A 24,846-nucleotide genomic window follows, 5' to 3' on the forward strand; every position below is an offset into this window, starting at 1 on the left:
GCCGGTGCCGTCAGCTGCGGCTCCTCCGGTGATGCCGGCGATGACCCGATCAAGTCGGCGGGTGTGCTGCGGGTCGGCACCGAGGGCGTGTACTCACCGTTCAGCTACCACGACCCCAAGACCGGCGAACTCGTCGGCTATGACGTCGACGTCGCCAAGGCCGTTGGTGAAAAGCTGGGCGTGCCGGTCGAATTCGTCGAGACACCCTGGGACTCGATCTTCGCCGCGCTGGAGGCCAACCGCTTCGACATCGTCGCCAACCAGGTCACCATCAACCCCGAACGACAGGCCAAGTACGACCTCTCCCAGCCCTACACCGTCGGCGAGGGCGTGATCGTCACCAGGGCAGACGACAACACCATCACGACCCTGGCCGATGTCCGCGGCAAGACCGCCGCCGAGAACGCCACCAGCAACTGGTCCCAAGTGGCCCGCGACGCCGGGGCGAACGTCGAGTCCGTGGAGGGATTCACCCAGGCCATCACTCTGCTGAACCAGGGCAGAGTGGACGTCGTCATCAACGACAGCATCGCCGTCTACGCCTACCTCGCCGAGACCGGCGACAAGAGCGTCAAGATCGCCGGCACCGTCGGCGAGAAGAGCGAGCAGGGATTCGCCGCCCGCAAGGACAGTGGTTATCTGCCCGAGTTGGATCGCGCACTCAGCGAACTGCGAGCCGACGGCACGCTGACCGAGATCTCCCAGCGCTATCTCAAGGCCGATGCCACGGGAGCACCGGCGTCCACCCCCATCCGGGACGCCGGTGTGCTGCGCGTCGGCACCGAAGGAACGTACGCCCCGTTCAGCTATCACGACCCGGCGACCAACCAACTGACCGGCTACGACGTGGATGTCGCCCGAGCCGTCGGTGAGAAGCTGGGTGTACCGGTCGAATTCGTCGAGACGCCGTGGGACTCGATCTTCGCCGCGCTGGAGGCAGACCGATTCGATGTGGTGGCCAACCAGGTGACCATCAACCCCGAACGACAGGCCAAATACGATCTCTCCCAGCCCTACACGGTCGGCGAGGGGGTGATCGTCACCAGGGCCGACGACGATTCCATCAACTCGTTGGCCGACCTGCGGGGCAAGAGCACCGCCCAGTCGATCACCAGTAACTGGGCGCAAGTGGCCCGCGATGCCGGGGCCGACGTGCAGGCGGTGGAAGGTTTCACACAGGCCATCACCCTGCTCAACCAGGGCCGGGTTGATGCCACGGTCAACGACAGCGTGGCCGTCTACGCCTATCTTGCCGAAACCGGTGACACCTCGGTGAAGATCGCCGCACAGACCGGTGAAACCAGCGACCAAGGCTTCGCCGCACGTAAGAACAGCGGACTACTGCCCGAACTCAACGGAGCGCTCGACGAGTTGCGCGCCGATGGGACACTCACCGAGATCTCCCAGCGCTACCTCAAGGCAGACGCGACCGGCAGTCCGCAAGCAACACAACAGGCCACCGATCAACCTGCACCCCAGGTCCGTTCGGCATGGGAGCTGATCGGCGACAATCTGTGGCCATTGGCCAAGGCCGCACTGACCATGACGATCCCGCTGACCATCATCAGTTTCGCGATCGGCCTGGTGATCGCGCTGGGCGTCGCACTGGCGCGATTGTCGTCGAATGTGTTGCTGAGCAACATCGCCCGTTTCTACATCTCGATCATCCGTGGCACTCCGCTGCTGGTGCAGCTGTTCATCGTGTTCTACGCGCTGCCCGAATTCGGGGTGAAGATCGACCCGTTCCCGGCGGCGGTGATCGCCTTCAGCCTCAATGTCGGCGGCTATGCGGCCGAGATCATCCGCTCGGCCATCCTCAGTGTGCCGAAGGGCCAATGGGAGGCTGCCGAAACCATCGGCTACCACTACGCGGGTGCGCTGCGGCGGATCATCCTGCCCCAGGCCGCCCGGGTTGCGGTACCGCCGCTGTCGAACACGCTGATCTCGCTGGTGAAGGACACATCGCTGGCCTCGACCATCCTGGTCACCGAACTGCTGCGGCAGGCCCAGATCGTGGCGGCGCCGACGTTCGAGTTCTTCGCGCTCTACGGCACCGCGGCCATCTACTACTGGGTGATCTGCCTCGTGTTGTCCTTCGGCCAGGCCCGGGTGGAGCATCGACTGGAAAGGTATGTGGCGCGATGACCGAGTACACCATCGAGGCGACCGGTGTCGAAAAGGCATTCGGTGACAACAAGGTGCTGCGCGGGGTGTCCTTCAAGGTGGCCACCGGCACGGCCACCGCGATCATCGGGCCGTCCGGCTCGGGCAAGACCACGTTGTTGCGGACGCTGAACGCCCTCGACCGGGCCGATGCCGGGGTGATCCGCGTCGACGACGTCGAGATCGACTTCTCCACGCCGACACCGAAACCCGAGGTACGCCGTTTCCAGTCACGCAGCGGCTTCGTCTTCCAAGGACACAATCTCTTTCCGCACAAGACGGTCCTACAGAACGTGATCGAGGGGCCGGTGATCGTGCAGAAGCGGCCGAAGGATGAGGTCGTCGCCGAGGCCGTCACCCTGTTGGAGCAGGTCGGACTGGCGGCCAAGGCCGACCAATACCCGTTCCAGCTCTCCGGTGGCCAACAACAGCGCGTCGGGATCGCGCGCGCACTGGCGCTCAAACCGAAGGTCGTGCTGTTCGACGAGCCGACCTCGGCGCTCGATCCCGAGCTGGTCGGCGAGGTGCTCTCGGTGATCAAGGACCTGGCCGACCACGGCTGGACGCTGGTGATCGTGACCCACGAAATCCAGTTCGCCAAACAGGTTTCCGATCAGGTGCTGTTCACCGACCAGGGCATCATCCTCGAGCAGGGGCCGCCCGCCGCGGTGATCGGCGACCCGAAGGAGGAACGCACCCGCCAGTTCCTCAACCGGATCCTCAATCCGCTCTAGCCCACGCCGTCGGCGACCGTAGGCGAGCAACGGCCTCAGACGAACCTGATCACCGGTGAGCGTCCACCCGTCGCGCGTTCGGCGGCCCGCAGCAGATCCTCTCGGAAGTCCGGGTGCGCGATCGCCGCCAGCGCCTCGCCACGTTCCCGGACCGTCAGTCCCTCCAACTCTGCGGTGCCGTATTCGGTGACGATGACGTCGACATGGTGGCGCGGCGTGGTGATGACCGCGCCCGCCCCGAACCACGGCACTATCCGCGATTGCAGGCGACCGTCCTTCTCGTAGGTGGCGGGAAGGCAGATCAGCGAGCGGTCCGAAAGTTCCAGCCCGGCACCGGCCACGAAGTCCTCGGCGCCGCCGATCCCGCTGAACTGGGTGCCGTTGATGGTGTCGGCGACCACCTGGCCCTGGATGTCGATGGACAGGGCGCCGTTGATGGTGACCATCCGGTTGTTCTGCGCGATCACCTCCGGTGAGTTGACGACCTCGACGGGCAGGAATGCGATATCGCGGTTGTCGTCGAGCCAGGCGTAGAGTTCCGGCGATCCGAAGGCGAATGTCGTCACGCTCACCCCGTCGTACTGGCCCTTTCGGGTGTTGACGATCTTGCCGGCGCGGTGCAGTTTCATACAGCCGTCGGTGAACATCTCACTGTGCAGGCCGTACTCGCCGCCGTCACCCTCGGCAAGCAGGGTCGCGATCTGGTTGGGTATGCCGCCGATCCCGGTCTGCAGCGTCACCCCGGACGGCATGTAGGAGACCGCGTGCTCGGCGATCGCCCGGTCCACGTCGGTGGGTGCGGCGTCGCCGCCGGGCAGGGCCATGGGTTCGGCGTCGGAGATGATCAAGATGTCGATCTCGTCGATGTGCAGCGCGTGCCGATCGTCCCCGAGACCGAAGGTCCGCGGGAATTTCGACGAGACCTCGACGATCAGCAACCGATCGGGATCGGCTCCGGCGCGGTGCAATTCGCCCACGGTCCCGCCGGCGTGCAGAGACAGCGAGCACCAGCCGTCGGAGTCCGGCGGTGCGCAGACGGTCGTCATCACGCGCGGCGATTGCCGTTGCAACAGCGGGCCGAAGCGCCGGAAGTCGGCGGGCGCGAACTCCACCGAGGCGCCGCTGTCCCGCAACGCGCGCTCCAGCGGGCCGAAGAATCCGGACAGATAGTGCACCCCGTCCCGGGAGAACAGCTCGGTCAGCACCGCGAGCAGCGCGCCGTATACCCGCAGATCGGTCCAGTCCTGGCGTTCACCCAATGCCTGCAGGAAGGTCGGCGGTTGACCGGGCCCCAGCGGAATGCCGAGGGTGTCGGCGGACTTCAGCCGCGCGGCGGCCTGCTCGGCGGTGAGCTCTTCTGGCATGCCCCGACGCTACGTTCCCTTCCCGGACAGCGTGAGGCTACAGCTCCTTTTGGCCCCAGGGGGAACCGTATGCGGTCAGCAGCTCAAGGAACGGCACGGAGTCGAACGCCTCGGGCCCCAGCACCCCGGTTCCACTCCAGACGCCGTTGGCCAGCAGCTCGAGGGCGACAACGGGGTTGACCGCCGTCTGCCACACCACGCACTGATGCCCGTACTCGGCCATCGACCACTCGTTGTCGACGACGTGATAGAGGTACGTCGACCGTGGCTGTCCATCCTTGCCGGTGCCGGTGACCCACAGCCCGGCACAGGTCTTGCCCTTCATCTTCGGCCCCAGGTCTGCCGGGTTGGGCAGGCAGGCGGCGACGACATCGCGCGGAGACACCTCCACGGGGCCGTTCTTCGAACCGACGCGCACCTTCTCGGTGCGGTCCAGGCCGAGTTTGCGCAATGTCTTGAGGACCTCGATGAACTCTTCGCCGAGTCCGTACTTGAAGGTGGCGCGCTTGCAGTCGACCCAGCGTGGCATCAGCAGCACCTCCTCGTGCTCGACGTTGACGCATTCCACGGGTCCGATGCCGTCCGGAAAGTCGAAAACCTCTGGCTCGCTGAAGGGTTCGGTGACGAACCAGCCCCGGTCCGCCTCCCAGATGACCGGCGGGTTCAGGCATTCCTCGATGGTGGTCCAGATCGAGAACGACGGCGCGAAGTCGTAGCCGTCGACGGTCAGGTTGGATCCGTCGCGGGTGCCCAGCTCGTCGATATCGGAGAACAGGTGGTCGGCCGCGTAACGGGCGAAAACATCAGAAAGGCCCGGTTCGACCCCGATACCCACCAGCGCCAGCCTGCCGGCGTCGCGCCACTGCTGTTCGGCTTCGAACTGCTCGTCGCCGAGTTTGACCCCGGTCAGCTCGTAGGGCTTGTCGGGATGGCGCACCGACAGGCTCATGGCCATGTCCAGGTAGTCCGCCCCGCCGGCGTGCGCGCCGTTGAAGATCGGCATGACGAACCGGGGGTCGACGGCGTTCATGACATGGGTGATGCCGTGCGCGCGGACCAGCTCGGCGACCGCATCGGCCGAGGTCGCGTCGACCCGTGCCGCGCTGAAGCGCGGGTCACCGACCGATCCGGCGGCCCGCTCGGCGCGCACCAGGTCATAGTCGGCGACCACGATCTGCTCGAAGAAGTCCCGCCGTGCGGCGATGGCACAGAACGCCGAACCGACACCGCCGGCGCCCACCAAGAGAATTCGCATCACCCCACCCTACGGGGGCGAGACTGACGAAATAGTGAATTTCTCCCGTAGTTTTACACCGATTTGATCGTCTGGGCGCTATATGGCGACGGAAAGCGAAGTCGGATGCCCGTCACCGCGAGCCGTAATAGCGGCCCAACACCTCGGCTCGCAGCTCATCGAACTCCCCGGCCAGGATCGCCGCCCTGATCCTGTCGACCAGGCGGATGGTGAACCGCTCGTTGTGGATGGTGCACAACGTGGACGCCAGCATCTCCTTGGCCTTGAACAGGTGGTGGATGTACGCGCGGGTGTAATGCGCGCAGGTGTAGCAGTCGCACTCGGCGTCTATCGGGGTGAAGTCGCGCTTGTACCGGGCACCGGTGATGTTGTACCGCCCGTGCACCGAGTAGACCGCGGCATTGCGCGCCACCCGCGACGGCGACACGCAGTCGAAGGTGTCCGCACCGGCGGCCACCGCCGCGAACAGATCGTCGGGCTCGCTGATACCCAGCAGATGCCTCGGCTTGTCGGCGGGCAGTTCGCTGGTCACCCACTCGACGATGGTGGCCAGATTCTGCTTCTCCAACGCACCACCGATGCCGTACCCGTCGAAGCTGCGCCCCTCCGCCGGGCCGGCGCCCTCACCTATGCGGACAAGATCGCGGGTGGCCTGGCGCCGCAGATCCTCGTACTGCGCTCCTTGGACCACCCCGAACAGGGCCTGGTAGGGCTTGTCATGGCGGACCTCGGTGAGTCGATGATGTTCGGCAAGGCAGCGCTCGGCCCATCGGTGGGTGCGCCGCACCGACTGCTCCTGATAGCTGCGGGTGTTGACCAGCGTGGTCAACTCGTCGAAGGCGAAGATGATGTCGGCACCGAGCTGATGCTGGATACCGATAGAGACCTCTGGGGTGAAGCGGTGCGTCGACCCGTCGAGATGGGAGCGGAAGGTGACGCCGTCGTCGTCGACGTGGGCGAGCCGCTCCTTGCCCTCGGCGATGATGTCATCGGCCTGCACCCGGGTGGCGTCCATGGACAACACCTTCTTGAATCCCACGCCGAGCGACAGCACCTGGAAGCCGCCGCTGTCGGTGAACGTCGGTCCCGACCAGTTCATGAACGCACCCAACCCGCCGGCCTCGTCGACCACATCCGGGCCCGGTTGCAAGTAGAGGTGGTAGGCGTTGGCCAGAACCGCCTGAGCACCAATCTCTTTCATGGTTTCGGGCAGCACGGCCTTGACGGTCGCCTGGGTGCCCACCGCGATGAAGGCCGGGGTCTGGATATCGCCGTGCGGCGTGTGGATGGTGCCGACGCGTCCGGGACGCCCGGGCAACTCGGCCTGCACTTCGAAGAACATCCGGACATTCAATCAAGCGGCTGTGTCCACTCCCGCGCCGCCGCTAGATTCACTCCCATGAGGAAACCCTGGCTCGTCCTTGCCGTGGCATCCGCGGCGGCTGCCGCCTGCGCCTCCTGCTCCTCCGAAAGCCCGGCTGCCCCGGTGCCCGAGGGCGGGCTGGCGGCGGGTACCGCCCACATCACGATCGACGGACGCGACGGCGGCACCACCCACCAGGTGCGGTGCACATCGCAGGGATTCTCGACCGACATCCAGACCGGGGACCCCGACTCCGGGGTGAGCGCACTGGTCTCCAACGGTGACGAGCTGTCGGCCCAGTCGGTGGCCATCCGCAACCTGGCCGGATTCACCGGCAACTACAACGCCGGACTCGGCGAACCGGACGCCGAGGTCAGCATGATCGGCCCGACTTTCGTCATCACCGGCACCGCGACCGGCTTCCGCACCGACGCGGCCAGCTTCACCTCGGACGGAAAGTTCACGCTGCGCGTTGCATGCTGAACCGCCCCGAACTGCGGAGATTTTCGCTCAATCGGGATTTATCGGCCGCTGTGCGCCCCATACTGCACGTGGATCATCGGGCGATCTTGATCGATCGCACAACATCAAGGAGATTCGTGGTGAAGCGTGGGTTCGTAGTGGCCGTCGGGGGCGCAGCGCTCGTCATCGCCGGTCTGTCCGGCTGTTCCTCGGACAACAAGTCAGCAACTGAGTCGACCGCCTCGGAGACGAGCGCGGCGGCAAGCACATCGGCGGCGGCCACCAGCGCCCCGTCCGAATCGTCGGCGGCAGCCGAATCCGGTGCCACCAAGGTCACCATCGACGGCCAGGACCAGGCCGTACAGGGTTCGGTGGTCTGCGCGACCAGCGGTGGCAACGTGAATATCGCCATCGGGGAGGGCCTCACCGGTATCGCCGCGGTCGTCAGTGAGGACGGCACCGGCGTCAGCTCGGTCGCGCTGGGCAACGTCAATGGTGTCACCCTCGGATTCACGCAGGGTGCCGGCGGTGAGGCCACGGCAACCAAGGCCGACAAGACCTACACCATCAGCGGCACCGCCACCGGAATCGACATGGCCAACCCCATGAGCCCGGTCAGCAAGCCATTCGAGATCACGGTCACCTGCCCCTGAGCGGAACCGGCACGAACGACGGTGGCGTCCCGAAATGGGGCGCCACCGTTCTTTTCACTGCCCGTCTTTTCACTGCCCGTCTTTTCACTGCCCGGTGTAACCGGCCGCGGATTGGCGCAACTGCCAGATCTGCGCCGGGCACAATTCGTTGACGGCCTGGTTGATCAGGTAACCGGCCTGGTAGTAGTCGGTGGTGTGGAAATCGGCCTTGAGCTGGTTGACCAGTTCGGCATAGGGCATCTTGGCGGCGACCCGGTCACAGACGGTGTTGCCGTAACCGATGGCGGCCTCGGCATTGGGGAAGTTGTAGCCCGGCCGGACATGCACGTTGACCAGATAGGCCACCGTATCCGCCGAGGCCGGCGCCGCCGACAGAACACCGAGACCCATCGCTGCGGCCGCAGCGGTCGCCAGAATCGCCTTCATAACCGCTGACTCTAATCGCGCTTAAAGAAGTTCGACAGAATTCCGTCCACACGCGCCCGCCGCGAGTAACGTCCCCCGCACATCGTTTTGTGGATGATGCGTCGGGGGATGCATGGGGAGAGTTTTCCGCACGCCATTGGCGTTGCTCACCGCAATCCTGATCTCGTCGTGGCTTGTCAGCGGCGTGATCACCGCGAGCGCACCGGTGCAGTACGCCATCGCGCCGAACGCCACGGTCATCGGCATCGGCGGCCGCGACGACCCCGCCGCGGCACGCATTCCGGACAAGCTCCGCGGCAAGATCGGCCCGCCGGACCACACCTATATCCCGTCCTTCTACCCGGCGTCGTTGAACATGATCGACAGCGTGCGGGTCGGCATGCCGATCCTTCGGGAACATCTGGCCGCCACGACCGGCGCGGTGATCCTTGTCGGATATTCGGAGGGAACGCTGCTCACCGAGCAGATCAAGCGCGACCTCGACGGTGCCGCGGTCGCGCCGGACCCCGGCGACCTCAGCTTTCTGGAGATCGCCGCCCCCTTCATCCCCAACGGCGGCATCCTGGCCCGATTTCCCTTCCTCGGGATCCCCGGCATGATCCCGGCGATGGGAGTCGCGGCCCCCTCGGTGTACGGGACGACCTACGTGACCATGGAATACGACACATACGCCGACTTTCCCGCCTACTTCAACCCGCTCGCGCTGCTGAACACCCTGCTGGCCGCGGCGTATGCCCACCCCGACCCGTTCTACGACCCGATCGATCTGGATTCAGCGGTGCTCCTGATCAAGGAGATCACCAAGCCGGGTGGTGTCATGGACCGCTACGTCCTGGTACCCAACGAGCACCTACCGCTGTTCGGACCCCTTCGCGACGTGGCACGCTTCCTAGGGCAGTCTCCGCTCGCCGAACGGTTGATCGGTGCCGTCGAACCACTGCTCAGGGTGCTCGTCGATATGGCCTACACCGACCGACAAAACCTCAATCCGCAAGTTCATCAACCATTTTCGCTGATGACGCCGATACCGAAGATGGTCGAGGCACTGCGGGCGATTCCCGATGCCGTTCGCGAGGGGCTGGAGAACCTGACCGGGGCGCGGCCGGCGGCGGCCAACCGACCCGAGGTCGCGCCGGCCCCGCCGTCCTCGGAGTCCCAGCCCAAACCACCCCAAGCTCCCACGATCGATCCCGACTTCGATGACCTCGGATCTGCACCGGAGAACGGCAGGCGCACCTCGTCGCGGGACGACACCGACCAGCGTGACGACATCGAGAGCGACGTCGAGAACGGCATCGATGATCCGACCGAGATCGACGATCGGAGCACCGTCGTCACGCCGCTTCCCGAGCCCGGGCATGACGATGCGCGCGCCACCGACGACGAACCCGCCGCCGATCAGGACGAGCGAGACGCCGGCGCGGAGGCGGCCTGACGACGGTGCCGACGATTCAGTCTGGCCAGCAACACTCTTCGGTGCATCTCGAACGACAACGACAGCGGGTCACTCAACCGGAGACGCTTTCGCCTGGTGTCACGCATGGTGAGGCCACTGTGACACATCTGCGACTACTCACCGGAAATGCCCGAACAAACTGCGCGTGAACAGCTTTGGACGATCCGACTAACCGGGTTCGACCGCTGAGCTGGTGGGGTCGATGAGAATCTTGGCATGCGATTCCGGATCACCCAGTGCGCTGAAGGCAGCCTGGACCCCGTCGAGGCCGACGGTCCCGGTCACCAGCGCAGACGCATCGACCTTGCCCTCCGCCAGCAGGTTGAGGGTGTCGTGGAATTCCAGCGGTGTGTAGCCGAAGACGAAGCGCACATCGATCTCCTTGCCGATGGCCAGCGTCGGCCGAAAACGGTCCTCGCCCATGCATACACCGACGACGACCACGCGGGACTGCACCGGCGCGGCCGCCAGCACACCGTCGATCATTCCCGGCACACCCACGCACTCGAACACCACCGGCCGCTTCGGCCCGGCCGCGCCGAACGACTCCGCGAGCCGGTAGAGGTGCGACCAGCCCGGCACCTTGCGCAGCTTCTCCATAGAACCGACACCCAGTTCGTACAGCTGCGGCGCCGCCGTGATCACACCCTTCTGCCGGTCGAAACGTTCATACGGCGACTCGACGGCCGGATCCACCACCACATGGGCCCCGCATCTGGCGGCCAAGGCACGGCGACCCGGGGAGAAGTCACTGGCGATGATCGTGCCCACACCCTTGGCCTTCAGGTGACAGATCACGGCCAGGCCGACCGGGCCACAGCCGATGACGACGGCGGTATCGCGGCGGCTGATCTCACTACGCCGCACGGCATGCAGTGCGACGGCCATCGGCTCGGTGAGGGCTGCTGTGTCGACGTCCAAACCGTTGGGCACCACGAACGTCATCGATGCCTCGGCGAGCACCTGCTCGGCGTAGCCGCCGGGAGCCAGCGGGGACAGTCCGGTGAGATGCACCCCGCCCGCGGCGCGAATCAGAGGAAAAGACACGACCGTGGCGCCGGACGTGAATTCCTTGGCAACTCCGCGACCCTTTTCCACAATTGTCCCGCAGAATTCGTGCCCGAGCACGACCGGCGTGGAACTGTTCATGAAGTCCGGGTATCCGACGGCGGCCATGACCTCCGTCAGCTCATCGGCGTGATCCTTCGCATGGATGTCGGACCCGCAGATTCCGCATCGACGCACGTCGAGCAGCAACTGACCGGCGGCGGGTCGTGGTGCCGGCATCTCGATCACCGACAATTCGCCGGCCTTACAACTGACAGCCCTCATGGGGTGATTCCCTTCGTCGATCCTCGAGTATGGCCGTTGCTCGAAACTGCTCCGTTAAGCTGTCGTCAGTGTCAATATTCGAGACGATTCGATGAGCACAGGGTCAGGGGTCTTCATGGAGCGGCTTTCGGCGTGGGTCAGTGCCGGTTTGTTGTCGGCGGGGGTGTCGGCTGCGGTGCTGGCCGGCGCCGGTGCCGCAGTCGCCGACGATACGTCCGGCGGGGTGGGCCCCGGGTCGGCATCGAGTCCGGCCAACGACAGTACGCAGCGGACAAAGACCGATACGACGTCGGAGACTCCCGGCCCGTCAGGTTCTACCGGCGCAACCGGTACCAAGTCCGACGACAAGTCCGACACCGGGACCCGCGACAAGGCAGGCAGTACGACACCGGCCACCGACACCGACACCGACACCGACACCGAGCATGAGTCCGGTTCCGAGATCGGCACCGAACCGGAACTCAAACCCCAGCCCGAGCCCGAGCGTGAGGTCACCCCCGGGGACCACGAGACGACACCCCCCGACGGCACCGACGAGGCCGAGACCGTCCTCGGGAAGAAGACCCGCCCCGCCGCGGTAGTACCGACCATCAGCACTCCCGTGGTCGTGGATCCCGAGAACAGCACATCCGGCGAGAACGAGACCGGCACCACCTCGAAGACCGAGCCCTCAGCTCCATTGGTGACCGAGTCCTCAGTGACCTCCGAGCGCATCCTCGATCGCGAAGCCACGACGGCACGGGTTTCCGAAACCCCGGCCGTGTCCATGGCGGTCGTGGTCGAGCAGCCGCCCGTCGAACGCGCATTCGCCCCCGCGCTGCCCAACCTGCTGGGCTGGCTGCAGGGCCTGACCGAAAATCTCATCAGGGGCGTCGGGTCGCTGGTGTTCAACACCATCCAGGCGCTGGAGGCATTGCTGACAGGCCCACCCGCGGTTCCGGCCAACAGCCCGGTCACGGTGCGCACATCCACCATCCTGCTCGCCAATGGTCAACGGGTGCAGGCGAACTGGTACTTCCCCGATGTGCCCGAGGGCGCGCAGCAGCCGGACCGGTTGATCCTGTTGCAGCATGGCTTCTTCGCGCTGGCACCGATGTACAGCTACACCGCCGCGGAATTGGCGGTCCGCACCAACAGCATCGTCGTCACCCCCACGCTCTCGTCGAACTTCTTCGCCGACGACGACGCGTGGCTCAACGGCGCAGGTATGTGGAACAACATCGCCGAGCTGTTCGTCGGTGACCGGATCGCCCTCAACGACAGCGCACGCGACGCCGGTTACGTGGGTGTGCTGCCCCAGAAGTTCGGCCTGGCGGGGCATTCCGCCGGTGGTCAGCTGGTCGGCGCCGTCGCCGGATACCTGGTGGACAAGGGCGCCGCCGACGATCTCGTCGGGGTGATCACCCTGGACGGCGTGCCGACCGGTTCGGTCATGCCGGACGCGTTGGCCAAGTTGCAGGCCTATGAGGACGCCACCGGACGTTACATCCCGGTCCGCGAGATCGGCGCTCCGCCCAACCTGTTCAACTTCATCAGTAATATCAACGAATCGCTGAACGCGGCGCGGCCCGGCCGGTTCAACGGCGTCGTGCTGGCCGGCGGTGTCCACATGGACTCGATGCGCGGCGGTAATCCGATCGTGCAATTCCTGGCCTCGGTACTGGCCGGGTTCCCGCAGCCGCAGAACCCGCCTGCGGTCTGGCAGCTCAGCGCCGAGTGGTTCAACGACTGGTTCGACGGTGACACCGACAACGGTGACGATCTGGTGCCCGGGTCGACACTGCCGATCAGCACGCCCGATGGCACCGCGTACGGAGTGGTGCTCGGGCGGTCGGTACCCACCCCCGCCACCGTCGCCGTCACCGTCTGAGCGTGCACCCCGGCCAACTGACGGTCTCGCCGCTCACGGTCTACGGACTCATCGCCGAGCAGTTTCCGCAGTGGGCGGGTCTGCCCGTCGAGCCGGTTTCCGGGGCGGGCACGGTCAACGCCATCTTCCGAGTCGGGGACCGCGTCGTTGCCCGATTTCCGTTGGAGCCCAACGATGACGTCGAGGCGGTGCGGCACGACCTCGAGCACGAAGCCGAAGTGGCACGAGAGCTGAGCGGGCGCACCTCCGTTGCCACGCCGGTTCCGCTGGCGATCGGCGAACCCGGCGCGGGCTATCCCCTGCCGTGGTCGGTGTTCACCTGGTTACCCGGCAGCCCCGCGACCGCGGACAACTGCTGTCGATCCGATGTCTTCGCCACCGATCTCGGTGAGTTCATCCTCGCGGTCCGCGCCATCGACACCCGCGGCCGCACCTATGACGGCAACGGCCGCGGCGGCGAGCTGGGGTCCTATGACGAGTGGATCGAGCTGTGCCTGACCAACAGCGAAGACTTGCTCGATGTGTCGACCTTGCGCGCGATCTGGGACGAGGTACGCGTGCTGCCGCGCGGCGACTCCCCCGATGTGATGAACCATGGCGACCTGATCCCACCCAACGTGCTGACCGTCGACGGCCGCCTCGCGGGGGTGCTCGATGTCAGCGGGTTCGCGGCGGCCGATCCGGCACTGGACCTCGTGAGCGCCTGGCATCTGCTCGACGATCGCCGTCGCGAACTGTTGCGCACATATCTGGGCTGCGATGACGACGAATGGCAACGTGGCCGCGGGTGGGCGTTCCAACAGGCCATGGGCGCGGTCTGGTACTACGTGGACAGCAACCCGGTCATGAGCACCAACTGCCGTCGCACGCTGGAAAGGATCCAGGCCGACTTCGGGGCCTGAGCATGAAACAGCCCCTCACCTGCGTCAGCAGGATCGGGGCTATGGCGGTGGCGGAGGGATTTGAACCCTCGGACGGGGGTTACCCGTCACACGCTTTCGAGGCGTGCTCCTTAGGCCGCTCGGACACGCCACCGGCGGGAAGCTTACCGGGCGGTCGCCGTGAGCCCTAATCGCGTGCCGAGAGTGGCTCAACGATGCCGCGCGAAGAACTCCTCCAGCGGGGCGGCGCATTCGCGTTCCAGCAGCCCGCCGCGCACCTGCGGACGGTGCGTCAGTCGCCGGTCGCGCACCACATCCCACAGCGACCCCACCGCGCCGGTCTTGGGCTCCCACGCCCCGAACACCAGCCGACCGACCCGCGCCATCACCAGCGCGCCCGCGCACATCGTGCACGGCTCCACCGTGACCGCCAGGGTGCAGTCGGTCAGCCGCCAGCCGTCGCCCAACACCTGGGCCGCCGCGCGCATCGCCAGGATCTCGGCATGCGCGGTGGGATCACGCAGGACCTCCCGCGCATTGGCCGCACGGGCCAACTCCGTCCCGTCGGGCCCGAACACCACTGCACCGATCGGGATATCGTCGGGCCCGGCCAGCCGGGCCGCCTCCAGCGCCTGCCGGATCAGCTCGCTGTCGGAGCTCACCGACCCAGTTTGTCCAGCACCGCGGACAGTTCGTCGGCAAAGCCCATCCGCTCGGCGATCGCGGTGATCTGCTCCTCGATCTCGGATTCCTCGTCGGCGATGATCACCCCGAGCACCCCTTCGGGCAGGCCCATATCGACGAGCAGCCCCAGATCGCCCTCCTCGAACGGGTCGGTGTCCTCCAGGTCCTCGTCGTCGATATCGGCATCGAGTGTGTCGAGAACCTCGGCGGCGATGTCGTAGTCCAGCGCGGCGGTGGCATCGGAGAGCAGCAGCCGGGTGCCCGCCGGGGCCGGCCGCAGGATGATCAGGAACTCCTCGTCGACGTCGAGCAGCCCGAACACCGCACCGGCGCTGCGCAGCTCACGCAACTCGGTCTCGGCCGCGGACAAGCTGTTCAGCGCCGCCCGACGCAGGGCGGTACACCGCCACTTGCCGTCCTCCCGGACGACCGCGACGGCGAATCCACCGGGCAGGTCGGCAGCCTGTTGTGCGGTGGCCCGCTGTGCTCCCATGGCCGCTTACGCTAGTCGTCCGCCATGTGCTTGACCAGCGGTCACAGCCAGTCCCCATCAACCATGTGCCAACCTAGAGCGGTGACCGACACACCGGTATGCGTGCTGGGCCTTGGACTGATCGGCGGCTCGGTGGTGCGGGCCGCCACGTCAGCGGGTCGCACCGTGTTCGGCTACAACCGATCGGTCGACGGGGTGAGCGCCGCACAGGCCGATGGATTCGACGCCACCGCCGCCCTCGACCAGGCGCTGACGCGTGCCGCGGACACCGAGGCGCTGATCGTGCTTGCGGTGCCGATGCCTGCACTGGCCGGCATGCTCCAACACATCCGCACCGTCGCCCCGCGTTGCGCGCTGACCGATGTGATCAGCGTCAAGGGCGCGGTGCTGGCCGCGGTGGAGAAGGCCGGTCTGCGATCACGCTTCGTCGGTGGGCACCCGATGACCGGCACCGCACACTCGGGCTGGTCAGCCGGCGACGCGGGCCTGTTCGTCGACGCCCCGTGGGTGATCAGCGTCGACGATGACGTCGACCCGGCCGTCTTCGCTCAGGTCATGCGGCTGGCCCTGGACTGCGGTGCCGTGGTGGTGCCCGCGCGCTCCGATGAGCACGACGCCGCCGCGGCCGCCATCTCGCACCTGCCGCATCTGCTGGCCGAGACGCTGGCCGTGACCGCAGCCGATGTCCCGCTGGCGTTCGCGCTGGCCGCCGGGTCGTTCCGGGACGGCACCCGGGTCGCGGCGACCGCACCCGATCTGGTGCGCGCCATGTGCGAGGCCAACGCCGACCACCTGGCGACCGGCCTGGATCGGGCCATCGAACTGCTCACCGACGCTCGCGACCACCTACGCACCCACACCTCGGTGGCCGCGCTGGTCGAGTCCGGACACGCCGCCCGGGTTCGCTACGACAGCTTCCGCAGGCCCGACATCCTGCATGTCACCATCGGCGCCCCGCAGTGGCGGGACGAACTGGCCGCCGCCGGGCGGGCCGGCGGGGTGATCAGATCCGCGCTGCCAGTCCTGGGTAGTCCAGGATGAACCCGTCGGCGTCGACGGTGACGACAGTCTCGGCGACCGGCGACTTCAGCCCGAACCCGTCGGCCTCGCGGGTGTAGGTGATGTTCTCCAACTCGACGCTGAGCTCGGGCAACCGCACATAGACCACCGGCAGGGTCAGCGACTCGGGTCCACCGCCCTTGTGCAGTTCGTTGCGCCGGATCGGCAGCGCGTTGAAAAACGGGCTGAACACCACATCCACATCGAGCGCCCCGTCGAACGCGGCGCGGCTGGTCTGGTTCTGGTGATCGCGGACCAGCCACATGCCTTCTTCGTCGCGGGCGATGGAAAGCTGGCGCTCCCGCTCGGCCAGCGTCATCGTCAGCGACAACCGCTTGGTGGCGCCCACTTCGTCGGTGACCAGGTCATAGGAGGCGCTGAAGGCAGGATCGGTCGAGGTGGCGGCCGACACGATACGGCCGTACGCCTTGATCCGTTTACCGGAAAGCTGTATCCGCACCGACTCCATCCTCGGCACATCGTGTGCTCGCCAGGTCAGGATCGCGGGCCACGCTTCGGCTGGTTCAGTCACCCTCATACCGTATGCGACGGCCCCCGGGCTCCGTAGCCACGTTGGCCGATTCCAACGCCACCTCGTCGTCGAGCAGCGGTTGCGGCAGATCGCGCGACCTGGTGAACCGGTCGGCACCGGGCTGGGACAACCACACCGCGGCGGCCAGCAGCGCATCGAGCATCAGGGCCAGCAACGTGACCATCAACGCACCCACCAAGGCGAGATAGAACTCTCGTACCTTGATCCCGTCGATCAGGTACCGGCCGAGGCCGCCGAGGCTGGCGTAGGCGGCCACCGTGGCGGTCGCCACGATCTGCAGCGTCGCGGTGCGCAGACCGCCGACGATGAGCGGCAGCGCGTTGGGCACCTCGACCCGGAACAGAACCTGGCGTTCGGTCATCCCCATCGCCCGGGCGGCGTCGACGACCGACGGTTCGACGGCCGCGATCCCCGAGTACGTGCCCGCCAGCAGCGGCGGGATGCCCAACAGCGTCAGCGCGACGGTCGGCGGGATGAGCCCGAGCCCCCACAACAGCACCCCGAGCAGCAGCACACCGAGGGTGGGCAGGGCGCGCAACGCGTTGACTCCGGTGACCACCAGGAAGGTCCCGCGCCCGGTGTGTCCGATGATCAGGCCGATCGGTACCGCGATCAACGCCGAGAACACCACCGCGATGCCGGTGTACTGCAGGTGCTCGACGATCCGGATGCCGAGGCCGGCAGGCCCCGTCCAGTTCTGCGCCGTGAAGATGAACGCCAGCGCCTCGTGCAGGAAGTTCATACCGCACCGGCCTTCGCTCGGGTCCACGGTGTGATCGCCTTGCCTGCCAACAGGATCAGCGTGTCGACGACCACCGCCAGGACGAAGATGGCGATGATGCCCGCGATGATCTGGCCGCTCTTGTTGGCCTGGTACCCCTCGGTGAACCAGGTGCCCAATCCGCCGATGCCGATCACCGAACCCACCGACACCATCGAGATGTTGGTCACCGCGACAACCCGCAGGCTCGCCACCAGGATCGGAATGGACAGCGGCAGTTCGACTTTCACAACCCGAGTGAAGGGTCGGTAGCCGACGGCGGTGGCCGCGTCGCGCACCGCGGGCGGGACGGCATCCAACGCCTCGGGCACCGCCCGGACCAGCAGCGCGGTCGTGTAGAGGGTGAGCGCCACGATGACGTTGGCCTCATCGAGGATGCGGGTCGGGATGATCAGCGGAAGCACGACGAACAGCGCCAGCGAGGGAATGGTGAAGATGATGCTGGCGGTGATTGTGCTGACCCGCCGCAGCACCGTGGTGCGCTGCACCAGCGCACCCAGGGGCACCGCGATCAGCAGGCCGAGCGCGATCGGCACCAGTGACAGCCGCAGGTGGATGAGGGTCAGCGTCCACGCGTTGTCGAGGTGGGTCAGCAGATACTGCATCTACCCGGTCCGCCGCTTGCGCTCATCGTCGATGGCTACCAACACATCCTCGGCGCGGATGCCGCCGAGGACCTGGTCGTTCTCATCCACCGCGACACCGAGGCCCGCCGGTGACGACAGCGCCGCGTCCAGCGCCAGCCGCAGTGTGCCGTCGGGCCGGAACAGCGAGCCGCCGGCGATGGTGCTGTCGTAGAGCGAACTCCCACCGCGGTGCAGGGCCACCCCCTCGGCGTTGATCCAGCCGTACGGCTCACCACCGGGTTTGGTGACCAGCGCCCATTGGCCCGGTGTGAGCTCAAGTGCGTCGATACCCGGTTCACCGACGTGCTGGATGTCGTGCAGCGGCAGGCCGTTGTGGCGCAGGAACTGCAGACCGCGGTAGCCGCGGTCGGCGCCGACGAATCCGGCGACGAAATCGTTTGCCGGATTGGACAACAGGCGCTGCGGCGGATCGAACTGCTGCAGGACCCCACCGCGGCCGAACACCGCGACCTTCTCCCCCAGCTTGAGCGCCTCGTCGATATCGTGGGTGACGAAGACGATGGTCTTGCGCAGCTCGCTCTGCAGCCGCAGGATCTCGGTCTGCAATTCCTCACGCACGACGGGGTCCACCGCACTGAACGGTTCGTCCATCAGCAAGATCGGCGGGTCGGCGGCCAGCGCCCGCGCCACCCCCACACGCTGCTGTTGACCACCGGAAAGCTGCGCCGGGTAGCGTTGCGCCAGTTTGGGATCCAGCCCGACACGTTCCAGTACGCCCAGCGCGGCCTTGCGCGCCTCGCGTCGCGACTGTCCCTTGAGCACCGGGACGCATGCGACGTTGTCCACCACCCGCTGATGCGGCATCAGTCCGGCGCTCTGGATGACGTAGCCGATGCCCAGTCGCAACTTGACCGGATCGACCTTGGTGACGTCTTCCCCGTTGACAGTGAGCGTGCCGGAGGTGGGATCGATCATCCGGTTGATCATCCGCATGGAGGTGGTCTTGCCGCAGCCGGAGGGTCCGACGAACGCGGCGAGCGTGCCCTCGGGGACCTCCAGGGTCAGGTCGTCCACGGCGACGGTGCCATCGGCGTAGGTCTTGGTGACGGAGGTGAAGGTGATCATCGGCTCACTCACTTACCCGGCAGGGGTTTGTCGAATCCGTTGTCGGCGATCCATTTCTGGGCGGCCTCGTCGGGGTCCACACCCGAGTTCCCCTCCACCGATCCGTTCAACTCGATCAGATCCTCGGTGGTGAGCTTGGCGCTGACGGCGTCGAGCACCGTCTTGAGCTCATTCGACATCTTCTGCGAGGCCACCAGGGGCACCACATTGGCCGCCAGGAAGACGTTCTCCGGGTCTTCGAGCACCACGAGGTTGTTCTTCTCGATCGCCGGGGAGGTGCTGAAGATGTTGGCCGCGGTGACGGTGCCGTTCGTCAGCGCCTGGACCGTCGCCGGTCCGCCGCCGTCGCTGATTGCGATGAAATTGGCGGGCGCGATGTCGAGTCCGTACTTCTGCTGCAGTCCCACCAGCCCGGTCTGGCGGGTCTGAAACTCCGACGGCCCACCGACTTTCACCTCCGTCGAGCGGGCGGCCAGATCGGCGATGGTCTTGAGATTCCATTCCCTGGCGATGGTCTCGGACACCGCGAGGGTGTCCTTGTCCTCGGCCGGCGAGGGATACAGGATCGCCAGATCACCGGGAAGTGCACGCAACAGACCCAACAGCACCTCGTCGGAGGTGGTCGCGGTCGCCTCCTTGTCGAAGTACTGCAGCAGATTGCCGGTGTACTCCGGGATCAGATCGATCGAATGGTCCTGCACGGCCGGGATGTAGGTCTCCCTGCTGCCGATGCCGAACTGCCGACTGATGTTGAAGCCGTTGGCCTCCAGCGCCTGTGCGTATATCTCGGCGATGATCTTCGACTCGGTGAAGTCGGCCGAACCGACCGCGATGGTCTTCAGATCCCCCGATATCGCTCCGCCGCCGAGCGGATTGGAACTCCCGCAACCGGCACTCACCAGGGTGAGCACTGCTGCGGTGAAGACAGCGAACCGTTTCCTGCAGCGCATACCGTCCCCTCAGGTGGCTGTGTGACGCCTGGCAATTTCTTCGACATTAACCGGCGCCGCCACGACATGCCGCGCTTTGGTTCACCGTGAGGTGGTTTGCCGACGGCAGGTAGGGGGCAAGATAAGACCATGACGACCGACCCGAACGCACTGCCGTACGACTCAGAGCAGGCGCACCAACCCACTGGCACGTCGGAGCCGGTCCCCCCGCCCGAGGACAACGTCAAATTCACCAGGGCCGCGGCCCTGTGGACCTCCCTGATCATCGGTTTCCTGGTGCTGATCGTGCTGCTGATCTTCATCGCCCAGAACACCGATCAGGGCACGTTCCACTTCCTCGGCTGGAACTGGACCCTGCCGCTGGGCGTGGCGCTGCTGCTGGCCGCGGTCGGCGGCGGGTTGCTCGCTGTTCTGGTGGGCGCGGCGCGCATCGTGCAGTTGCGTATCGCGGCGCGCAAGAACCTCAAGGCCGCCCGGCGCGTGACGTAGCCGGCTTTAGATCAGTTTCAGGCCCTCGGCCAGGAGCGGAGCCACCGCTGCACCGACACCGCCGTGGGTATCGCCGCCCTCCCTGGCGCGGAAGTCGATGCCCGCGGCGATGATGGCGATCTTGAAATAGGACAGCGCCATGTAGAAATCCCAGTTCTGCAGCTCCTGGCCGCTGGCCAGCGCATAGCGCTGCGCCAGTTCATCTGCCGAGGGCAACAGCGGCGATGTCCATGCCGCGCGCATCCCGAGGACATCGTCGAAATTGGGATTGCGGTACACACACATCAGGGCCGCGTCCGAGAGCGGATCCCCGAGTGTGGACAACTCCCAGTCGAGCACCGCCCGGACCACCGTCGGGTCCGAGGCGTCGAGGATGGTGTTGTCGATGCGGTAGTCACCGTGCACGATCGATGCCCGGGGGCTGACCGGAATGCGTTCCGCCAGAGCCGAATGCAGCCGGGCGACATCACCATCCCGGGTGTCGTCGGCGAGTCGCACATGCTCCCACTGCGACCCCCAGCGCCGGACCTGCCGCTCCAGATATCCCTCGGCGCGGCCGAAATCAGCAAGCCCGACGGCCTCGGGATCGACGGCATGCAGATCGGCCAGCGCAGTGATCAACGACGTCACACACCCGTCGATCACCCCGGGTCCGCCGGCCTGCTGCAGTGCCTCCAGCTCCGCCGCGCTGCGCACCACGTTGCCCTCGACGTTCTCGACCATCTGGAACGGTGCACCCAGCACGGAGTCGTCATTGCGCATCGTGACCGCCCGGGCCACCGGCACGGCGGTCCCGGCCAGCGCGGCGACCACCTTGTACTCGCGGGCCATGTCGTGGGCGGACGGGGTCAGGCCGTGCAGCGGCGGGCGGCGCAGCACCCAGGCGGACTCGTCATCCCAGACCCGGAAGGTCAGATTCGACCGTCCACCGGAGAGCAGTTCGGCGCGCAGGTCACCGGCGCGGGCAATGCCCTCGGCACGAAGATGGCGATCGAGGGCGTCGAGGTCCAGGCCGTCAAGATTGGTCACGCGAAATGTTTACCACTGCGCATTTCGCGGCAGCAGATCCCATACGTGTTCGGTGCTGTTGATCGCCGCCACCGACAGGCGGCCGCTGCGCGAGGACAGCACCCGGGTGACACCCGCGTAGTCCACCTGAACCGACAACAACCGCTCGGTCTTCATGACCCGGTGCACCACCGCGTTGATCACGCCACCATGGCTGAACAGTGCGATCGTGTCGTCGTGACCCGAGCCGGCGACGATGTCCTCGATGCCTGCCCAGATCCGGGCCTGGAACGCGTGCGGATCGACATCGCCGGGCAGCTCGCCGTTGATCAACCGCTGCAGATCCTCCTTGGAGGCCTGCTCGATCGGCGTGTAGTGCGACAACCCGTAATCGTATTCAGCAAGTCGCTCGTCGATGTCGACTCCCAGCCCCAGCGCGTCGGCCACCGGCTGCGCGGTCTGCTGCGCGCGCCGCTGCGGGCTGCTGACCAGCCGGGTGATCGGGAAGCGGGCGAGCGCGGCGGGCAGTCGCGCCGCCTGGGCGATACCGTCACCGGACAGGTCGGGATCGGAACCCGCACCGGGCTCGCTGCGTAGCGGCAGCGCGTGCCGGACCAGAAGCAGTTGCACCGTGCCACCATAGGGCGGGCGACAGCGGCCGCCCCGACCGACCGTCGCCCGGCCGACGACTACGGGGTGACGATGTCGAAATTCGGGTTCGGCCGGTCGAGTACCCCGAGCAGGGTGCCCAGCGCCCCGGCGTCGCCGGTGAACTCCACCCCCGGTGAGTCGCGGTCGCCGGCGGCGAACGCCAGCAGCCTGGCCTTGGTCGCGAAGGTGACGGTGGCCGTCGCGGTCGCCGGATCGGCCGCGACGCGCCGGTACACCAGCACCCCGTTGCGCAATGTCAGCCGGTAATCGGCACCGAGGTCGACGAATGTCACGTCCAGGGTCAGGTCCAGCTCCCAGGCCCGCGGTCCGTCGATACTGATGGCCAGGGTGTCGAAGATCTGCTCGGGGCTCAGTTGGGCGAGCAGGGTGGGCGCCGTCGTGCTGGTCGGCGTGCCGAAGTTGCCCTCGCGCAGTTCGGTTGCCCCGGAAAGGAAGAAGTTGCGCCATACCGCGTTCTCGGCCCCGTAGGCCAACTGCTCGAGGGTGTCGGCATACAGTTGGCGCGCCGCCGGATGGTGTTGGTCGGTGAAGATGGCGTGATCCAGAAGTGTTGCCGCCCAGCGATAATCACCCGAGTCGAAGGCGGCTCGGGCGATGTCGACCACCCTGTCCAGCCCACCAATCGCCTCGACATAGCGCGGGGCGGCGGCCTCGGGCGGATGCTGCCAGAGCCGGGCGGGGTTGCCGTCGAACCAGCCCATGTAGCGCTGGTAGACCGCCTTGACGTTGTGGGAGACCGAACCGTAGTAGCCGTGCGTGTGCCAGGCCTTCTCCAGCGCAGGCGGCATCTGGAACGTCTCGGCGATCTCGATTCCGGTGAAGCCCTTGTTCAGCTGCCGCAACGTCTGGTCGTGCAGATAGGAGTACAGATCCCGTTGCAGCGAAAGGTATTCCACGATGTTCTCGCGCCCCCAGGTGGGCCAGTGATGGGAGGCGAAGACGACGTCGGTGCGGTCTGCGAAGGAGTCGATGGCCTCGGTCAGGTACCCGGCCCAGCCGTGCGGATCGCGGACCAGGGCACCGCGCAGGGTCAGCAGGTTGTGCAGGTTGTGGGTGGCGTTCTCGGCCATGCACAGCGCGCGGAACTGCGGGAAATAGAAGTGCATCTCGGCGGGAGCCTCGGTACCCGGCGCCATCTGGAACTCGATCTGTACACCGTCGACGGTGTGGGTCTCGCCGGTGCTGCGTATGTCGATGGTGGGGACTATCAGGGCCACCTCGCCGAGCGAGGGCGCCTGCCCGAGACCACAACCCACCTGGCCCTGCGGCCCCCGGGCCAGCACCGCGCCGTACATGTAGGCCGCTCGGCGGGTCATCGCCGTGCCCGCGTACACGTTCTCCTGCACGGCGTGTTCGACGAATCCCTCCGGCGCCAGCACCTGCACGCGGCCCGCGTCGACGTCGGCCTGGGTGGTCACCCCGAGAACGCCCCCGAAGTGGTCGACATGGCTGTGGGTGTAGATGACCGCTGTGACGACGCGCTCGCCACGATGCGCTCGATAGAGCGCCAGGGCTGCCGCAGCGGTTTCGGTCGACACCAACGGATCGATGACGATGACCCCGGTGTCGCCTTCGATGAAACTGATGTTGGACAGGTCGAGCCCGCGCACCTGGTAGATGCCCTCGACCACCTCATAGAGTCCCTGCTTGACGCAGAGCTGCGATTGCCGCCACAGGCTGGGATGCACGCTGTCGGGCGCATCGGCCGCCAGGAACCCGTAACTGTCGTTGTCCCACACGACCTTCCCATCGGCTCCGGTGACCACACAGGGTTCCAGCGCACCGACGAAGCCGCGGTCGGCGTCCGCGAAATCGCGGTTGTCCTCGAAGGGCAAGGTGTCCCGGTGCGCGCGGTTGGCGGCGGCGATGAGATCGCTGGGCGGCTTGGAGTTCATGCACGTGAGACTGCCACGCAGTAACGCCGTGCGAGCGCTATCGGACGAGTTTGTGCAGTTCGACCGGACCCAGCACACCGTTGGCCAGTTCGGCCGTCATATAGGTGCAATGCGGCTGCCGTCGGCGGTCGGTGGGCGAGCCGGGATTGAGTAACCGCAGTGTCCCGCCGTCCGGCCTGTCGACGGTGGCATCCCAGGGGATGTGGCTGTGCCCGAACACCAGGACGTCGGTATCGGGATAGGCCCGCGCCATCCGGTTGTCCCGCCCGGCCGCCGCACCGGTCTCGTGCGTCACGGTGAAGCGCAGCCCGTCGAGGACGACATCGGCGCGTTCCGGTAGCCGCGCGCGCAGCTCGTCGCCGTCATTGTTGCCCCAGCACGCGACCAGCCGCCGCGCCCGCTCGGCCAACCGGTCCAGCAGGCCGACCTCCATCCAATCCCCGGCGTGGAAAACGACATCGGCCACCTCGACCGCGGCCCACACCTCGGCCGGCATATCGCGCGCCCGGGTGGGCAGATGGGTGTCGGAGATCAGCAGCAGCCGCACCGGTCCGAGGGTAGCGCAACCCGCGTGAAGCAAGTTGCTGGAGG

General features: G+C 66.6%; 25 protein-coding genes, 1 tRNA gene and 1 pseudogene. 10 read left to right on the forward strand and 17 right to left on the reverse strand.

Annotation, left to right across the window (positions count from 1 at the left end):
- Positions 1 to 63: 63 nt before the first annotated feature.
- From FBY28_RS26195 to FBY28_RS11585, 3 genes and pseudogenes are all read left to right on the forward strand, one after another.
- Positions 64 to 1,407, forward strand: a pseudogene (locus FBY28_RS26195) (transporter substrate-binding domain-containing protein); the annotation flags it as partial.
- 90 nt (positions 1,408 to 1,497) lie between these two features.
- Positions 1,498 to 2,145 carry an amino acid ABC transporter permease gene (locus FBY28_RS26200; RefSeq protein ID WP_286178495.1) on the forward strand — a complete coding sequence of 216 codons (648 nt, stop codon included), beginning with the start codon at positions 1,498 to 1,500 and terminating at the stop codon, positions 2,143 to 2,145.
- Positions 2,142 to 2,897, forward strand: coding sequence for an amino acid ABC transporter ATP-binding protein (locus tag FBY28_RS11585; protein ID WP_141866857.1), 756 nt, complete (start codon positions 2,142 to 2,144; stop codon positions 2,895 to 2,897). Before FBY28_RS26200 ends, FBY28_RS11585 begins: the two co-directional genes overlap by 4 nt.
- A gap of 35 nt (positions 2,898 to 2,932) precedes the next feature.
- Here the strand turns inward: FBY28_RS11585 and FBY28_RS11590 are convergent, their stop codons facing one another.
- From FBY28_RS11590 to tgt, 3 genes are all read right to left on the reverse strand, one after another.
- The gene (locus tag FBY28_RS11590; protein ID WP_141866859.1) at positions 2,933 to 4,261 is read right to left on the reverse strand and encodes an acetyl-CoA hydrolase/transferase family protein; all 1,329 of its coding nucleotides are present in this window, start codon (positions 4,259 to 4,261) and stop codon (positions 2,933 to 2,935) included.
- Between the two features lie 37 nt (positions 4,262 to 4,298).
- Positions 4,299 to 5,516: a saccharopine dehydrogenase family protein gene (locus FBY28_RS11595; protein WP_141866861.1), complete on the reverse strand. Its 1,218-nt coding sequence runs from the start codon at positions 5,514 to 5,516 to the stop codon at positions 4,299 to 4,301.
- A gap of 112 nt (positions 5,517 to 5,628) precedes the next feature.
- A complete protein-coding gene (gene tgt, locus FBY28_RS11600; protein ID WP_141866863.1) occupies positions 5,629 to 6,858 on the reverse strand; it encodes a tRNA guanosine(34) transglycosylase Tgt in 1,230 nt (409 codons plus the stop codon).
- Positions 6,859 to 6,915: 57 nt separating this feature from the next.
- On the opposite strand from tgt, the gene FBY28_RS11605 reads away from it, so the two are divergent.
- Positions 6,916 to 7,362: a lipoprotein LpqH gene (locus tag FBY28_RS11605; RefSeq protein ID WP_141866865.1), complete on the forward strand. Its 447-nt coding sequence runs from the start codon at positions 6,916 to 6,918 to the stop codon at positions 7,360 to 7,362.
- 119 nt (positions 7,363 to 7,481) lie between these two features.
- Positions 7,482 to 7,994, forward strand: a complete 513-nt coding sequence (locus tag FBY28_RS11610; protein ID WP_141866867.1) for a lipoprotein LpqH — start codon at positions 7,482 to 7,484, stop codon at positions 7,992 to 7,994.
- Between the two features lie 84 nt (positions 7,995 to 8,078).
- Here FBY28_RS11610 and FBY28_RS11615 read toward each other — a convergent pair whose 3' ends face one another.
- Positions 8,079 to 8,420, reverse strand: coding sequence for a DUF732 domain-containing protein (locus FBY28_RS11615; RefSeq protein ID WP_141866869.1), 342 nt, complete (start codon positions 8,418 to 8,420; stop codon positions 8,079 to 8,081).
- Between the two features lie 112 nt (positions 8,421 to 8,532).
- Here FBY28_RS11615 and FBY28_RS11620 point away from each other — a divergent pair, with 112 nt between their 5' ends.
- Positions 8,533 to 9,855 carry a PE-PPE domain-containing protein gene (locus FBY28_RS11620; RefSeq protein WP_141866871.1) on the forward strand — a complete coding sequence of 441 codons (1,323 nt, stop codon included), beginning with the start codon at positions 8,533 to 8,535 and terminating at the stop codon, positions 9,853 to 9,855.
- Between the two features lie 189 nt (positions 9,856 to 10,044).
- Here FBY28_RS11620 and FBY28_RS11625 read toward each other — a convergent pair whose 3' ends face one another.
- Complete coding sequence (locus FBY28_RS11625; RefSeq protein WP_141866873.1) at positions 10,045 to 11,208, reverse strand: zinc-binding dehydrogenase; 1,164 nt, start codon at positions 11,206 to 11,208, stop codon at positions 10,045 to 10,047.
- Between the two features lie 91 nt (positions 11,209 to 11,299).
- Here FBY28_RS11625 and FBY28_RS11630 point away from each other — a divergent pair, with 91 nt between their 5' ends.
- The gene (locus FBY28_RS11630) at positions 11,300 to 13,078 is read left to right on the forward strand and encodes an alpha/beta hydrolase (protein WP_141866875.1); all 1,779 of its coding nucleotides are present in this window, start codon (positions 11,300 to 11,302) and stop codon (positions 13,076 to 13,078) included.
- Positions 13,079 to 13,080: 2 nt separating this feature from the next.
- On the forward strand, positions 13,081 to 13,980 hold the full coding sequence (locus FBY28_RS11635; protein ID WP_174241611.1) for an aminoglycoside phosphotransferase family protein: 900 nt from the start codon (positions 13,081 to 13,083) through the stop codon (positions 13,978 to 13,980).
- 42 nt (positions 13,981 to 14,022) lie between these two features.
- Here the strand turns inward: FBY28_RS11635 and FBY28_RS11640 are convergent.
- The 3 genes from FBY28_RS11640 to FBY28_RS11650 all read right to left on the reverse strand — a co-directional run bounded on the left by FBY28_RS11640 (position 14,023) and on the right by FBY28_RS11650 (position 15,136).
- Positions 14,023 to 14,113, reverse strand: a tRNA-Ser gene (locus FBY28_RS11640).
- A gap of 55 nt (positions 14,114 to 14,168) precedes the next feature.
- Positions 14,169 to 14,621 carry a nucleoside deaminase gene (locus FBY28_RS11645; protein ID WP_019510879.1) on the reverse strand — a complete coding sequence of 151 codons (453 nt, stop codon included), beginning with the start codon at positions 14,619 to 14,621 and terminating at the stop codon, positions 14,169 to 14,171.
- Complete coding sequence (locus tag FBY28_RS11650; RefSeq protein ID WP_141866879.1) at positions 14,618 to 15,136, reverse strand: tRNA adenosine deaminase-associated protein; 519 nt, start codon at positions 15,134 to 15,136, stop codon at positions 14,618 to 14,620. The genes FBY28_RS11645 and FBY28_RS11650 overlap by 4 nt, the downstream gene beginning before the upstream one ends.
- A gap of 81 nt (positions 15,137 to 15,217) precedes the next feature.
- Here FBY28_RS11650 and FBY28_RS11655 point away from each other — a divergent pair, with 81 nt between their 5' ends.
- A complete protein-coding gene (locus FBY28_RS11655; protein ID WP_216847635.1) occupies positions 15,218 to 16,177 on the forward strand; it encodes a prephenate dehydrogenase in 960 nt (319 codons plus the stop codon).
- On the opposite strand, the gene FBY28_RS11660 is transcribed toward FBY28_RS11655, so the two are convergent.
- The 5 genes from FBY28_RS11660 to FBY28_RS11680 are packed head-to-tail and all read right to left on the reverse strand — an operon-like array spanning position 16,140 to position 20,191.
- Positions 16,140 to 16,727, reverse strand: a complete 588-nt coding sequence (locus tag FBY28_RS11660) for a putative glycolipid-binding domain-containing protein (RefSeq protein ID WP_216847636.1) — start codon at positions 16,725 to 16,727, stop codon at positions 16,140 to 16,142. The genes FBY28_RS11655 and FBY28_RS11660 overlap by 38 nt on opposite strands.
- The gene (locus FBY28_RS11665) at positions 16,720 to 17,517 is read right to left on the reverse strand and encodes an ABC transporter permease (RefSeq protein ID WP_353618516.1); all 798 of its coding nucleotides are present in this window, start codon (positions 17,515 to 17,517) and stop codon (positions 16,720 to 16,722) included. The genes FBY28_RS11660 and FBY28_RS11665 overlap by 8 nt, the downstream gene beginning before the upstream one ends.
- Positions 17,487 to 18,134 (reverse strand): ABC transporter permease, encoded by a 648-nt coding sequence (locus FBY28_RS11670; protein WP_141866884.1) that lies wholly within the window; start codon positions 18,132 to 18,134, stop codon positions 17,487 to 17,489. The genes FBY28_RS11665 and FBY28_RS11670 overlap by 31 nt, the downstream gene beginning before the upstream one ends.
- Complete coding sequence (locus tag FBY28_RS11675; protein WP_141866886.1) at positions 18,135 to 19,241, reverse strand: ABC transporter ATP-binding protein; 1,107 nt, start codon at positions 19,239 to 19,241, stop codon at positions 18,135 to 18,137.
- Positions 19,242 to 19,249: 8 nt separating this feature from the next.
- On the reverse strand, positions 19,250 to 20,191 hold the full coding sequence (locus tag FBY28_RS11680) for an ABC transporter substrate-binding protein (protein ID WP_141866888.1): 942 nt from the start codon (positions 20,189 to 20,191) through the stop codon (positions 19,250 to 19,252).
- Between the two features lie 129 nt (positions 20,192 to 20,320).
- On the opposite strand from FBY28_RS11680, the gene FBY28_RS11685 reads away from it, so the two are divergent.
- On the forward strand, positions 20,321 to 20,680 hold the full coding sequence (locus tag FBY28_RS11685; protein ID WP_141866890.1) for a LapA family protein: 360 nt from the start codon (positions 20,321 to 20,323) through the stop codon (positions 20,678 to 20,680).
- A gap of 6 nt (positions 20,681 to 20,686) precedes the next feature.
- Here the strand turns inward: FBY28_RS11685 and FBY28_RS11690 are convergent, their stop codons facing one another.
- Genes FBY28_RS11690 through FBY28_RS11705 form a run of 4 tightly spaced genes read right to left on the reverse strand, consistent with a single transcriptional unit; the run spans position 20,687 to position 24,802 of the window.
- Positions 20,687 to 21,709, reverse strand: a complete 1,023-nt coding sequence (locus FBY28_RS11690; protein ID WP_141866891.1) for a phosphotransferase family protein — start codon at positions 21,707 to 21,709, stop codon at positions 20,687 to 20,689.
- Between the two features lie 9 nt (positions 21,710 to 21,718).
- A complete protein-coding gene (locus tag FBY28_RS11695) occupies positions 21,719 to 22,318 on the reverse strand; it encodes a histidine phosphatase family protein (RefSeq protein ID WP_141866893.1) in 600 nt (199 codons plus the stop codon).
- A gap of 59 nt (positions 22,319 to 22,377) precedes the next feature.
- Positions 22,378 to 24,255, reverse strand: coding sequence for an alkyl/aryl-sulfatase (locus FBY28_RS11700; RefSeq protein ID WP_141866895.1), 1,878 nt, complete (start codon positions 24,253 to 24,255; stop codon positions 22,378 to 22,380).
- A 37-nt stretch (positions 24,256 to 24,292) separates the two neighbouring features.
- The gene (locus tag FBY28_RS11705) at positions 24,293 to 24,802 is read right to left on the reverse strand and encodes a metallophosphoesterase family protein (RefSeq protein WP_141866897.1); all 510 of its coding nucleotides are present in this window, start codon (positions 24,800 to 24,802) and stop codon (positions 24,293 to 24,295) included.
- Positions 24,803 to 24,846: the final 44 nt, after the last annotated feature.

It is taken from the genome of Arthrobacter sp. SLBN-53, assembly GCF_006715585.1.
GTDB classification, from domain to species: domain Bacteria; phylum Actinomycetota; class Actinomycetes; order Mycobacteriales; family Mycobacteriaceae; genus Mycobacterium; species Mycobacterium neoaurum_A.